Raw genomic sequence first — 12,471 nt, 5'->3', positions numbered from 1 at the left:
GATCGAGGACACCCATGGCATTCTCCGCCCAGCAGACCATCCCCCACCCCCCGGCCGCTGTGGCCGAGACGCTCCTGTCCGAGGACTTCCACCGCTCCGTGGTCGAGTCCTTCGGGGGCGCCCTGGAGTCCTTCTCCGCCGAGGGCACCGCCGAGGGCCCGATGACCATCACCACCGTGCGCACCGCCCCGGCGGACCGTCTGCCGGACATGGCGCGGAAGATCATCGGCAGCTCCCTGAAGGTCGAGCAGGTCGAGCGGTGGTCCGCCCCGGCAGCGGACGGCTCCCGCACCGGCACCACCACCATTACCGTCCCGGCTGCCAAGGCCACCGCTGAGGGCGAGCTCCGCCTGGATGCTGCGGGCGAGGGCAGCGAGTACGCCGTGTCCGGCGAGCTGGCCGTGAAGATCCCCCTGGTGGGCTCGAAGATCGCAGCGAAGGCCGAGCCGATGGTCGGCAAGGTCGTGGACCGCCAGGCCCGCGCCATTGCTTCCTGGATCGAGCGGGGCCAGGCCTGAACCCCAGGCCCCGCATCCAGGACCTTCCGGTCCCGGCGTCCCGGAGACGCCGGGACCGTTCCGCTGCGCGCCCGGCCCCAGACGCTGTCCTTTTCGTGTGCACGGGCAACATCTGCCGCTCGGCGTGGGCCGAACACTCCCTGCAGACCCGGCTGGACGCAGTGAGTCGCGGTGTCGCGGAGGCCGGCAGCGCCGGCACCCACCCGAACCAGGCCCTTACCGTGCCGGGGCCACTGCTCGCCCTGGGTGAGCAGTCGGGGATCGCCGGCCTGGGCCGACATCGACCGGCCCAGCTCACCACGGGGATGATCGACCAGTCCGCCCTCGTCCTCGCAGCGACGCAGGAGCACATGCGGGCGGTGCTGCGAGCGGTCCCCGGTGCGGTCTCCCGCACCTACACCGTCACCGAGTTCGCCGCCCTCGTGCGCGCCATGGACGAGCGCGCGGGGCAGGACTGGTTCCCGGGGGGTGCTGGTGTGGGGGAACTGGTCCGGGCCGCGTCCCGGAGCCGTGCGGTGGCCCGGTCGACCGGCGTGTCCCTGGACGTGCCGGATCCCTTCGGAGGCCCTGCCGAGGGCTACGCGGAGATGGTCGAGCTCCTGGAGCCCGCCCTCGAGACGATCGCCGGGGCCCTGGTCCGGGCTGTCAGTGGAAGCGCTGCTGCGCCGCTTCCAGCCCCTCGCTGACGAGTGCCTCCACGGCATCCGCGGCACGGTCCACGTGGAGTGGCAGCGTCTGCTGCTCGTCCTTGGTGAAGGGGCGGAGCACGAAGTCCGCCACGTCCATGCGGCCCGGCGGGCGGCCGATGCCCACCCGTACCCGGGCGTAGTCCTTGGACCCCATCGAGGCGCTGATGGACTTGAGCCCGTTGTGGCCGCCCTCTCCCCCGCCGCGCTTGAGGCGCAGGGTGTCGAAGGGGATGTCGAGCTCGTCATGGACCACCACGAGGTCCTCGACGCCGACGTCGTAGAAGCGCGCCAGGGCCCCCACGGGGCGGCCGGAGACGTTCATGTAGCCGGTGGACATGGCGAGCACGACGCGCGGCCCGCCCACACCCAGCCGGCCGGGCGCCACCACGGCGCCGCCGGACTTGTGGCGGGTGAACCCGCCCCCCATGCGGGAGGCGAGCTCACCCACCACCATCTGTCCGATGTTGTGACGGGTGCGCTCGTATTCGGGCCCCGGGTTGCCGAGGCCGACGATGAGCGTGGTACCCGTCATGGCGGATCAGGCCTCGGAGCCCTCGGTGGACTCGGAGGACTCGCCCTCGGCGGCCTGCTCCTCCTGCACGGACTCGTCGCCCAGATCCTGCTCGACGACCTCGGAGACGGTCGCGATGACGATCTCGTCGTCCAGCTGCAGGGTGGTGCCAGCCGGCAGGGTCACGTTCGGGGCGTATACGTGGTCGCCGGCCTCGCGGCCCTCCACGGAGATGGTGACGGACTCGGGCAGGTCCGTGGCGTCGGCCTCGAGCGGCACGGTGGCGTAGTCGAGCACGTACTCGTGGCCGGGGGCGACCTCACCCTCGACGTGCACGGGCACATCCACGACAACCTTCTCGCCGCGGCGGACCTCGATGAGGTCCAGGTGGTCCACGGTCTGCTTCAGGGCGTCGCGCTGGATGTCCTTGGGGAGCACGAGGCGCTCCTCGCCGGACTCGTCCATCACGGTGAGCAGGGCGTTGGGGTTGCGCACGGCGAGGGTGGTCTCGCGGGCCGGCAGCAGCAGGTGCACGGGCTCCTGGCCGTGGCCGTAGACGACGGCGGGGATCTGGCCGGCACGGCGGGCCTGGCGGGCCGCACCCTTGCCGAACTCGGTGCGCTGGGTGGCCTTCAGGATGGTCTTGTCAGACATCTCGTCCTCCTCTGGGGTTCTCTGCCGCGCAAGCCGGGGCGACCGGCGCGGGTGTGGCCAGGAAGGGGCGTCTGGGCCGGTCGGGAACGTGCAGTCCCTTCACGGCGGCCTCGTCGATCACGGAGCGGGTGCTCCCTCGCCTGGGCAACCGCACCAGGATAGCACCGGGGCAGTCCCCCGCCGGCTCAGGGCTGGCGTGCCCCTACAGGCCGCCCCTCCGCCCGACGCGCACGGGCCATCACTCGGCCCACACGACGTTGACGGGCCCTCTCAGCGGCGGTGAGCCCGTCCTTCTCATCCGCTTCCTGTGCGGTGAGCAAGAGGCCCGCAGCCACGACGATCACCCCGTAGATGGTGATGAACACCTCACCAAGCTGGGTGGAGGCCACCAGGATAATCACGGCGGCCGCCTCCACCGCCACCCGCGACGGCGAGCGGTGAGTGGCCGCAAAGGGACGCAGGGACAGAGCCACGTACAGACCGACCACGACGATCAGGAAGGGCCATCCACCCTCAATCAGGAGAGCGAGGTAGGAGTTGTGGAAGAACATGGTCACGTTGTCCAGGTGCACTTGGGCGGTCCCCAGCCCCTCCCCGTACCAGGGAGCGGCGTCCACCATGCGAGCGGACTCGGCCTGGATCCGGTCACGGAACCAGTCCGTGCCGGAACGGTCACCGAAGATGGCCGCGTCGGCGAGATACTCTTCCGCCCAGCCCACGAACCGAGCCATGCCGGCCACCAACACCAGGCGCAGCACCCGCCCCAGGTAGGGGCTGAGGAGGATCCACACCACGGCGCAGCCCAGGGCCGCCAGAGAGGTGCGGGAACCGGTGAGGAACACCAACAGGAATCCGACGCCAAGCACCAGGAGCTTGGGGCCCATGCGTTGCATTGTGGCCACCAGCAGCACAGGAATGAGGGCGTAGAAGAGCCCGGCGACGTTCTTGTCCGCCAGCCAGCCGGTCAGATATCCGCCGTAGTTGTCAGGAACCAGGCCCGCGTAGAACAGGGGCACGTTCACCAGACCACCGGCGGCCATGCCGTAGAGGATGGACTTGATGTCGATCCGCTCACTGGCCAGGGCATAGGCGAAGAGCATGAGCAGGCCGATGCGGATGGCACGACGGGCCGGGTCGAGGTCCTGGACGAGCGTCACCGCCACCAAATAGGCCAGCAGACCCAGGATGACCACCGTGAGCAGCCCATAGCGCGAGAGGTCCCGGCGCGGGGGCCGGAACCCTGCCAGCAGCAGCAGGAGGATCATCATCCCCTCGGGCAGAGGAATCCCAAGACCCGGCACCTGCATGGACTCTACCATCAGCCCGACGGCGAGCAACGCTTCGAGCAGGCGTGGGGATTCACTGGTGACCAGGGGGTTCCACGGAGACCGAGTCCAGGGGGACTCCGCCTGTCTCGCCAGACCGGGCATCCGGTCCAGCACCGGGCGGGAACCGGACGTTGCCGCTATGGACCGACGTCGACGCCCCCCGGAGGTCACGCTGCTCGGCATGGGGCCGCCTCTCGAAGGCTGGGAAGGGGAACGGAAGGACTGGGGACGCAGAACCGGGAGCTCGGCTCCGGGGGCCGTTCCCAGGGTAGTGCCCCGGACCGACTGCCCGCGGCCCGGGGCGGCGAGGTGGCGACAGGAGTTGCTAGGGTTGGGCAGCCGGGGCCGCTCGCCTCGCATCCTCCGCCGCGTCCTTGAGGTGTTCCCCGTGACCATCGTCGACTTCCTGCGCCTGCTGCGCGCCAATCTGTTGCTGCTCCTGGCGGCCACCCTCATCGGTGGCCTGTTGGGCTGGGGGTACTCCGCCCTCCAGCCCAGGATCTATGCCTCGGAGTCCACCGGCTTCTTGGCCCCGGGCAACACCGAGAACAGCGTGATCGCCGCTGGCCTGCCCTCCGACAGCCGCGCGTCCTCCTACCTCGCGCTCACCAACAGCCGAGCCGTCCTGGAGCGCGTGGCTCAGGAGACCGGGCAGAACGCAGCAGGCTCCCTGAGCGCCGCCTCTGTGCCGGACTCCAACCTGATCCGCGTCACCGCCACCTCCACGGACCCCGAAGCCGCGGCCCGCCTGGCGAACACCGCCCTCCAGGCCACCGCGGATGTCGCCGCCGAGGTGGACCCGAACAGCCCCGTGCGCGTGGTGCCGCTCTCCGACGCCCAGGTGCCCACCGCTCCCGTGAGCCCCAACACCCGCAACAACATCATCCTCGGTGCCGCCGCTGGCCTGATCGCCGGCCTGGCAATCGCCCTGCTGCGCCGCATGATGGATGTCAAGGTGCGCAGCCGGGACGACGTGCGCGCCCTCACGGACGCCGGCGTGATCGGCACCATCCCGGAGGACACCAGCCTGGGTCGGAAGGGCACCGAGGCCATGAATCTGGACCCTCGTGCCGGTGAGTCGATCCGAGCCCTGCGCACCAACCTGAACTTCGTCTCCGTGGACCAGCCTCCCCGGATCGTCTCCTTCACGAGTGCCAACCCGTCGGAGGGCAAGTCCACGATCGCCTCGAACCTGGCCCGTGCCTTAGCCCTCACCGGCGAGCGCGTCCTCCTGGTGGATGCCGACCTGCGCCGTCCGCGCCAGCACGATCTCTTCCAGGTGCCCGGCGACGTCGGGCTGTCTGAGGTCCTGGCCGGTGAGGTCCAGCCGGAGCAGGCCCTTGTGGACACCGGCATCCCGAACCTCACACTGCTGGCCGCTGGCCGCACTCCTCCGAACCCCTCCGAGCTGCTGGGATCCGAGCGCATGCGCGCCCTGCTGAAGCTGGCGTCGCAGGACTACTTCGTGATCGTGGACTCCCCGCCTCTGCTGCCCGTGACGGACGCCGCGATCCTCTCGCGGGCCGTGGACGGCACCGTGCTGGTGGTGCGCCAGGGCGAGACCCGCAAGGACCACTTGGAGGCCGCCGCCGAATCCTTGCGCTCGGTCGGTGCCCACCTGGTGGGCGTGGTGATCAACGGCATCGCTCCCGGTAAGGGCGGCACGAGCGGCTACTACGGGTACGGCTACGGCAGCACGTACCACAAGTCCCACGAGAAGTACCTCCAGGGTTCCTCCTCCGCCGGACGCAAGGGGCGCAAGCGCAACAAGCGCCGCAGCTAACCGCGAGTCGCCCGCAGGTGTGACGAGGCCCCGGCCCCACTGGAATCCGGTGGGGCCGGGGCCTCATGGCGTCCGCAGTGCTGGTCAGGCACGGGCGGTTAGGTACTCCTTCAGCCGCTGCCGCTGATCGGGGGCACGGTAGCCGGCGGTGACCAGAGGGCCGAGGTCAAGAGCGCTGTTCGTCGGGCGGGGGGCGATGCCCTCCTTGCCCTCGGTGTACGCGGCGGTGGTGGTCGGGCTGACGCGGTCGGCGTCGTGCCCGGTGTCCTCGAAGACCCAGCGGGCGACGTCGTGCCAGGTGACCGCATCCCCGCTGTTGGACATGTGGTACGTGCCCGTGGGCGCGTCACTGACCACCAGGTGAAGCAGCGCGTCGGCAAGGTCCTCGGCGAAGGTGAGCCGGCCGTGCTGGTCGGCGACGACGGCCGGGTCGATCCCGCGCTCGGCGAGGGAGGCCATGGTGGCCACGAAGTTTTTGCCCTCACCGATCACCCAGGAGGTCCGGACGATCCAGTGGCGGTTCAGCACGCGGACGGCGGCCTCACCGGCGGCCTTGGACTGGCCGTAGACGCCCAGGGGGGCCAGCGGCTGGTCCACGGGGATGTCCTGGCCGACAGGCACGGTGCCGTCGAACACGTAGTCCGTGGACACGTGTGCCAGGGGCACACCGGCGTCCGCGCAGCGGCGAGCCAGCTCAGCCACCGCGGTGGCGTTCACAGCCCAGGCGCGGGCGCGACCCTCATCGGTCTCGGCCTCGTCCACGGCGGTCATGGCGGAGGCGTTCACCACCGCGCGCAGACCGCGGAAGTGCTCGCGCGGCCAGGAGGCCGGGTCCGTGAGGTCCCAGGTGTCCCGGCCGTGGGCCTCCACGGGGATGCCCGCGGCCTCGGCCCGGGCCACGAGGGCCCGACCGAGCTGACCGCCGGCGCCGAGCACGAGGATCGGCGCGGCCGGCATGGGGGTGACGTCCGCGAGCATCGGGTGGACGCGGTCCTTGTCCGAGAGCTCGGCCTCCTCGAGCGGGATGGGCCAGGCGATGGCCGCGGTCGGGTCCGCGAGGTTGAGGAAGGTGTACTGGCCCTGGGCGTCGGCGGACCAGTGGTCGTTGACGAGGTAGGTGTACGCGGTGTCCGGCTCCAGCGTCTGGTAGGAATTGCCCACGCCGCGCGGGACGAACACGGCCTTCTCCGGGCCGAGCTCCACGGTGGCCACGGCCCCGAAGGTCTCCCCCTCGCGCAGGTCCACCCAGGCACCGAAGATGCGGCCGTGGGCCACAGCCACGAACTTGTCCCACGGCTCGGCGTGGATGCCGCGAGTGGTGCCCACGGCGTCGTTGAAGGAGATGTTGTTCTGCACCGGCTGCAGGCCGGCCAGGCGCGGGTGGGCTTCGGCGAGGGCGCGGAGCTTCTCGCGCTGCCAGTTCTCCTTGAACCAGCCGCGGTTGTCCCCGTGGACGTCCAGGTCGATGACCAGCAGGCCCGGGATGGCGGTCTCGGTGATCTTCATCGCCACTCCCCCGTCACTGGCCCTGGGCGGCGTAGGAGGCCTCCACGGACTCCTTGGCCGGTCGCCACCAGGACTCGTTCTCTCGGTACCAGCGCACCGTGTCCGCCAGGCCGGCCCGCAGGTCCGTGAACTGGGGTTCCCAGCCGAGCTCGGTGCGCAGGGCGGTGTTGTCGATCGCGTAGCGCAGGTCGTGGCCGGGGCGGTCGGCCACGAGGTCGTAGTCGTCCGCGGGGCGGCCGAACAGCTCGAGGAGGATCTCCACGACCTCCTTGTTGTTCTTCTCCCCGTCCGCGCCGATCAGGTAGGTGCGGCCGATCTGTCCGCGCTCGAGAATGCGCAGCACCGCGGAGGAGTGGTCCTCCGTGTGGATCCAGTCCCGCACATTCACGCCCTGGCCGTAGAGGCGGGGGCGGACGCCGTCGATCAGGTTGGTGATCTGACGCGGGATGAACTTCTCGATGTGCTGGTAGGGCCCGTAGTTGTTGGAGCAGTTGCTCAGCGTGGCCTCCACCCCGAAGGAGCGCACCCAGGCGCGCACGAGGTGGTCCGACCCGGCCTTGGAGGACGAGTACGGGCTCGAGGGGTTGTACGGGGTGGACTCGGTGAACTTCTCCGGCGTGTCCAGCGGGAGGTCACCGTAGACCTCGTCCGTGGAGACGTGGTGGAAGCGCGTGCCGTGCCGACGCACCGCTTCGAGCAGGGTGAAGGTGCCCACGATGTTCGTCTGGATGAACGGAGAAGGGTCATTGAGGGAGTTGTCGTTGTGGGACTCCGCGGCATAGTGCACCACAGCGTCTGCATCCTTCACGAGCGCGTCCACCAGGTCCGCGTCGCAGATGTCCCCGACCTCGAGGCGGACGCGCCCCTCCGGCAGGCCGGCGAGGTTCTCGCGGTTGCCCGCGTAGGTGAGCTTGTCCAGCACGACGACGTCGTGCTGGGTCTCGCGGACGAGGTGGTGGACGAAGTTGGAGCCGATGAACCCGGCGCCGCCGGTGACGAGGATGCGCATGGGGTCCAGGGTATCGGGGTCAGGAGAGGGAACGCCCTCGCAGTCGTCCGAGCCGGGTCAGCGCCGCCGTCCCCTTGTTCCACCAGCGCGGGCTGCCATGCTGCTCCAGGATGTGCCGAGTCTGCTCGATCTCCTCGGCGCGCAGCCTGGTGAACTCCGGGCTGCCCGAGGTGGTGCTCATGTCGGTTTCCAGCCCCGCACCTCGGAAGACCCAATTGGGGCGCCGCTGCGCCTGGAACAGCCAATCGTCGCCTCCCCAGATCAGCGGCCCCGGGGGCACCGGAACATAGTCTCGGCGACGCATGGCCATCAGCATCCCGAAGCCGGTTCGCACATGGTCGTAGGTCGCCGGCCGGATGCGGAGACGCCGGTCCCCGGGGCGGTTGGCATGGGTGCCGTCCGCGCCCACGATCCCCACGAAGGGCAGGCTGAGCCAGCGGGGGATTCGATCCCACAGCCGAGGGTCCACGGTGAGGTCATCGTTGACGAGGGCCACCAGATCGGCTGTCGCATGCTCCACGCCGAGGTTCCAGGCCGGATTGACGAAGATGTTCTCCTCTTGCTGGAGCACATGCGCCCCCTCGCAGGAGAAGTCCAATGGAGCCGTCGCATTGTTGACGACGATCACCTCAGCGATCCGGGGGTGGGCGGCGCAAGCACGGACCAAGGCCTCCAGCTGGGGAGCACGCTGAAGTGTCGGGATGACGACGGAGATGCAGGCAGGGTGCTGGTGGGCCACGCAGACGACGCTACCACCCATGCCGTCTCTGTCCCGGGGCGCCCGCAGGTTCGGTGCTAGAGACGGCAGGGACCGCCTCCCCACACTGCAGCAGCACCGTCCCAGAGCAGGGTCCGTCCTCCCCCGTCGCCTAGGATGACCGGAACCACCTCCCCTTCCAGGAGCAGACCTGTGCACGAGGCACCCCGCCCCTCCCTGTCCGTCATCATTCCGTGCTTCCGCAGCGGGGAACCCCTGCGATGGCAGCTGGAGGCGCTGATCGGCCAGCGCTGTGCTCCCCGGCGGGAGGTCCTGCTGTGCGACAACGGCGGCAATCCCGCCCTCACCCGGATGCTCGGGGAGCTCGAGACCCCTGACGACATCCTCATCCGCGTCGTGGACGCAACCGACCACCGCGGCGCGGCCTACGCCCGCAACCGCGGCATCGCCGAGGCGCAGGCGGACCTGCTCGCCTTCTGTGACGACGACGACCTCGTCCACCCCGACTGGTGCCGCCTGGCCGTCGACCTCCTCGCGGAGCATCCCGTGGTGAGCGGCGGCATCGTGGTGATGGACGACGTCGAGGTGGCGGAGCTGGGCCCCGCGGAGCGACGCGCGGTACTGGAGGAGCGGACGATTGCGGCCCCCGTCCGTCCGGCCGGACGCGGTTCCCTCGGGCCAGCGCTCATGGGAGGGAACTTCGCCGCGCGCCGGGACGTGCTCCTCGCGGTGGGCGGCTTCGACGCGGCCCTGACCCTGGGCGGAGAGGACAACGACCTCGCCTACCGGCTCGACCGGGCCGAGATCCCGGTGGTGGACGCCGGGGGGATGTCCATCATCTACGCCCGCCCCTCCGCCCTGCGGGACCGGGTGCGCGTGCGTCGACTCGCCGGACGGGCCCTGGTGGAGGCCGCCTCGGCGCGTGCGGCATGGATGCAGACCCCCGAGCTGCGCCGGCCACCAGTCGCCGAGCTGGCCAGAGCCGGAGGCGCCCTCGCGGCCATGGCCCTGGGCGCGAAGAGGCGGGACTGGGCCGGCGCTGCCGACCGCGCAGCGACCGCCTGGGGCCTGACCCAAGGGTGGGTGCACCGGCGCCTCCTCGGTCGGCGGGCGCCGTCGTCGGTCGGCCTGGGCCTTGAACAGGAGGCTCAGGCGTCAGCGGGTTCGTACTCGTCGTCCGGGATCGCCCGCCACTGAGGCAGTAGCAACGGCGATTCACCGCGGGCGTAGAGCCGGGTGAAGTGCAGCGGAGCCTGGACTGACCGGGCGCGCACCTGCGGCGGCAGCGCACTGGAGAGGTAGCCGCCCCAGTAGGAGAACGTGGAGTTCGCCAGGATCAGGTGGCGCCCTCCGGCGATCTGCGCCAGGTCGTCGAACATGTCGTGCGGCCCGGGGAGGGCATGCACGGAGGCGTGGTCGGCCAGGAAACCGAGGTTCCGTTGGCACCAGTCGACGTCGTCCGAGACCAGGACGATCCGCTGGAGGTCCGTCTCGGGCACGCGGGAGATGGCGGCGCGGACGTAGCCGGCGATGTCGAACCCGTAGTTGGCCCGGTGCACAGGATCGGAGTAGTAGTCGCCCCGGCGTACGTTCACGACGACGGCGTCGCGGTCCATCCTGTCCAGGCGGCGCTGGAAGCGCTCCGAGCTCAGCAGGTGGCCGGCGGCGAACTCCACGAGGTCCCGGTAGAACCAGTCCAGGTAGGCCTGCTGTCCCCATTCGACGGTCCGGGGCTGCCAGAAACTGACCTCCTCCTCCGCCACGGTGAGGGTCTGGAGCATGGGGAATTCCTCCAGCCACGGCATCATCTTCGGCTTCTGACGCACCAGCCAGGGACTGCCGGTCGCCCGGTGACGAGCCCAGGCGGTGGCCCAGAGGAACAGGAAGTTGCCGCCGTTCATGGGCTCGTTCCCCCAGATGACGGAAGGCCCCTGACGCCGGACCCTGTCGAGTATCCGCGCGGCCGTGGCGCGACCTCTCATACCGAGGTCCGTGACGATTCTGCTCATCAGATCTCCTTCACGCGTCGAGCGGGTACACCCGCATAGAGCCCGTTGGGTTCGCAGTCGCGGACGACGACGGCACCAGCAGCCACGACGCAGCCGCGCCCGATCGTCACGCCGGGCAGTACGACGGCACCGGCGCCGATCCAGGTCCCCTCACCGATGCGGACGTCCCGATGCACGGGCTGTCCCGCCCGACGATCGGGGCCAGCGATCTCGTGGGTGGCGGTCAGGATCATCGCCCGATGGCCGATGTAGACGCCCGGACCGAGCTCGATCGAGCCGTCGTCGAGGAGGACCTCACGGTTGACGAAGCAACCGGGGCCCACGGTGAGATGCTCCGGAGCGAGCACCCGGACACCCGCGCACCACCACGAGTCCCGTGCCCCCCTCAACCCGAAGTACTCCAGGGCCCTCCCCCGCAGACAGTTGGGGAGAAGCTCTGTCCGAGCAACGGCCCGGGTGAGTCTCCGTGCGGTGGCACCGCCAGGAATCCTCATGCGTTCGTCCTCTTCCTCTGTCGGTGTCCGATCGGGTGTCCTCATGCACATCCGTGGCCAGGCTGCGGCCCATCGCCTGCGGGCGCCCCGCTCCGAGAAGACTACGGCTCCACTGTGCCGGTCGCGCCGACCGGCACCTGTCGGGGCTCATACGAAGCGAGGTGACCGGCGTCGGTGCGCCAGGCGCAGGGCCGGGCGCTCTACGAGAAGCCACGACCCCCACGCCGCCGCGACAGAGAGGCCGAGGGCGGCCAGAGCGTGCAGCCACACGGGCCACCCAGTGCCCGCGGCGACGACGAGCAGCTGTTGGACGGGGAAGGCGTAGATGTAGACGCCGTAGCTGATGTCGTTCACGGCGCCCACTCGGGTGGGCAGCAGCGCCCCGAGACTGAGCAGGGCCACCGCCAGCGGCAGGGAAGCCAGGTGTCCGAGGCCTGGCAGGGCGATGAGCCCCACGGTGATCACCAAGGAGGCCAGCGCGAGCGGCCAGGCGGCCGGCAGGCGGAAGCGCACACTGTAGACGAGCATGCCCGCCACGAAGCACCCTCCCAGGCGGATTCCCTGATTGAGAAGGTCCATCGGCAGCTGGATGCCGGAGCCCACCCCGGTGAGACCCGCCGCGGTGATCAGCACGAGGAGGACGGCCAGCGTGACGGTCAAGTGCCGGCGGACGAACACCGCCCCGAGCAGCACCATGGCAGCGAGGTAGGCGGCGAACTCGAACAGGAGGGTCCAGAGAGACCCGTTCCACAGGCCCTGCTCCGGGACATCCATCAGGGTGTGGCCTACCTCGTACCGCCGGAGCCAGAGGGTGGAGTTCTGCACTAGGTAGTCCAGCCCGGCCGCGACCGATGTGCTCCCGCTCCCGAGCAGGGCCGCCAGCGGGGCGAAGACCAGCCCCGTGACAGCCAGCACCACCCAGTACGCGGGGTAGATGCGCAGCACCCGCCGCCACAGGAACGGCCTCCACCGCAGGCGCAGCCGGGACCCGCAGATCAGGTACCCGGAAATCGCGAAGAATCCGTTGACCGCCCATGTGGCGCCCGTCGAAGCCAACGCCCCATCGGCACCCCGACCGAGCACCACGAACGAGTGCCACACCAGGACGGCGACGGCGAGCAGCAGGCGGAGTGCGTTCAAGGCGTTGTCACGCCCGGAGAGCGCATCCCCCAGGGAGCCAGGAGGACCGCTCTCGGGTGGTGCCGACGGGGCAGAAGCAGTCATGCGACGATCCTAGGGACCTGGGCAGACC

13 protein-coding genes are annotated in these 12,471 nt (G+C 70.2%); 4 read left to right on the top strand and 9 right to left on the bottom strand.

Features of this window, described 5'->3' with window-relative positions:
- The first annotated feature begins 14 nt into the window (after positions 1-14).
- Both SPI96_RS02890 and SPI96_RS02885 read left to right on the top strand, forming a co-directional pair.
- Positions 15-518 carry a DUF2505 domain-containing protein gene (locus tag SPI96_RS02890; RefSeq protein WP_321080863.1) on the top strand — a complete coding sequence of 168 codons (504 nt, stop codon included), beginning with the start codon at positions 15-17 and terminating at the stop codon, positions 516-518.
- A 95-nt stretch (positions 519-613) separates the two neighbouring features.
- The gene (locus SPI96_RS02885) at positions 614-1,204 is read left to right on the top strand and encodes a phosphotyrosine protein phosphatase (RefSeq protein ID WP_321080862.1); all 591 of its coding nucleotides are present in this window, start codon (positions 614-616) and stop codon (positions 1,202-1,204) included.
- On the opposite strand, the gene pth is transcribed toward SPI96_RS02885, so the two are convergent.
- From pth to SPI96_RS02870, 3 genes are all read right to left on the bottom strand, one after another.
- Complete coding sequence (gene pth, locus SPI96_RS02880; protein ID WP_321080861.1) at positions 1,164-1,739, bottom strand: aminoacyl-tRNA hydrolase; 576 nt, start codon at positions 1,737-1,739, stop codon at positions 1,164-1,166. The two genes, SPI96_RS02885 and pth, sit on opposite strands and share 41 nt — an antisense overlap.
- 6 nt (positions 1,740-1,745) lie before the next feature.
- Positions 1,746-2,372, bottom strand: a complete 627-nt coding sequence (locus SPI96_RS02875) for a 50S ribosomal protein L25/general stress protein Ctc (protein WP_321080860.1) — start codon at positions 2,370-2,372, stop codon at positions 1,746-1,748.
- A 185-nt stretch (positions 2,373-2,557) separates the two neighbouring features.
- Positions 2,558-3,691 (bottom strand): hypothetical protein, encoded by a 1,134-nt coding sequence (locus SPI96_RS02870; RefSeq protein WP_321080859.1) that lies wholly within the window; start codon positions 3,689-3,691, stop codon positions 2,558-2,560.
- 397 nt (positions 3,692-4,088) lie between these two features.
- On the opposite strand from SPI96_RS02870, the gene SPI96_RS02865 reads away from it, so the two are divergent.
- Complete coding sequence (locus SPI96_RS02865; RefSeq protein ID WP_321080858.1) at positions 4,089-5,483, top strand: polysaccharide biosynthesis tyrosine autokinase; 1,395 nt, start codon at positions 4,089-4,091, stop codon at positions 5,481-5,483.
- Positions 5,484-5,567: 84 nt separating this feature from the next.
- Here SPI96_RS02865 and SPI96_RS02860 read toward each other — a convergent pair whose 3' ends face one another.
- Genes SPI96_RS02860 through SPI96_RS02850 form a run of 3 tightly spaced genes read right to left on the bottom strand, consistent with a single transcriptional unit; the run spans position 5,568 to position 8,737 of the window.
- Complete coding sequence (locus tag SPI96_RS02860; protein ID WP_321080857.1) at positions 5,568-6,989, bottom strand: sugar nucleotide-binding protein; 1,422 nt, start codon at positions 6,987-6,989, stop codon at positions 5,568-5,570.
- 13 nt (positions 6,990-7,002) lie between these two features.
- Positions 7,003-7,998 carry a dTDP-glucose 4,6-dehydratase gene (gene rfbB / locus SPI96_RS02855; protein ID WP_321080856.1) on the bottom strand — a complete coding sequence of 332 codons (996 nt, stop codon included), beginning with the start codon at positions 7,996-7,998 and terminating at the stop codon, positions 7,003-7,005.
- Positions 7,999-8,017: 19 nt separating this feature from the next.
- Positions 8,018-8,737 carry a glycosyltransferase family 2 protein gene (locus SPI96_RS02850; RefSeq protein WP_321080855.1) on the bottom strand — a complete coding sequence of 240 codons (720 nt, stop codon included), beginning with the start codon at positions 8,735-8,737 and terminating at the stop codon, positions 8,018-8,020.
- Between the two features lie 171 nt (positions 8,738-8,908).
- Between SPI96_RS02850 and SPI96_RS02845 the strand changes: the two genes are divergently transcribed.
- Positions 8,909-9,913 (top strand): glycosyltransferase family A protein, encoded by a 1,005-nt coding sequence (locus SPI96_RS02845; RefSeq protein ID WP_321080854.1) that lies wholly within the window; start codon positions 8,909-8,911, stop codon positions 9,911-9,913.
- On the opposite strand, the gene SPI96_RS02840 is transcribed toward SPI96_RS02845, so the two are convergent.
- The 3 genes from SPI96_RS02840 to SPI96_RS02830 form a co-directional block, all read right to left on the bottom strand.
- On the bottom strand, positions 9,865-10,617 hold the full coding sequence (locus SPI96_RS02840; RefSeq protein ID WP_321080853.1) for an alpha-1,2-fucosyltransferase: 753 nt from the start codon (positions 10,615-10,617) through the stop codon (positions 9,865-9,867). The genes SPI96_RS02845 and SPI96_RS02840 overlap by 49 nt on opposite strands.
- A gap of 107 nt (positions 10,618-10,724) precedes the next feature.
- Positions 10,725-11,048, bottom strand: coding sequence for an acyltransferase (locus SPI96_RS02835; RefSeq protein ID WP_321080852.1), 324 nt, complete (start codon positions 11,046-11,048; stop codon positions 10,725-10,727).
- Between the two features lie 318 nt (positions 11,049-11,366).
- Complete coding sequence (locus SPI96_RS02830; RefSeq protein ID WP_321080851.1) at positions 11,367-12,443, bottom strand: acyltransferase; 1,077 nt, start codon at positions 12,441-12,443, stop codon at positions 11,367-11,369.
- Between the last annotated feature and the right edge of the window lie 28 nt (positions 12,444-12,471).

The sequence above is a fragment of the Micrococcus sp. genome (assembly GCF_034179925.1).
In the GTDB taxonomy this organism is placed as follows: domain Bacteria; phylum Actinomycetota; class Actinomycetes; order Actinomycetales; family Micrococcaceae; genus Micrococcus.
This window is presented reverse-complemented; position numbering and strand designations above follow the sequence as displayed.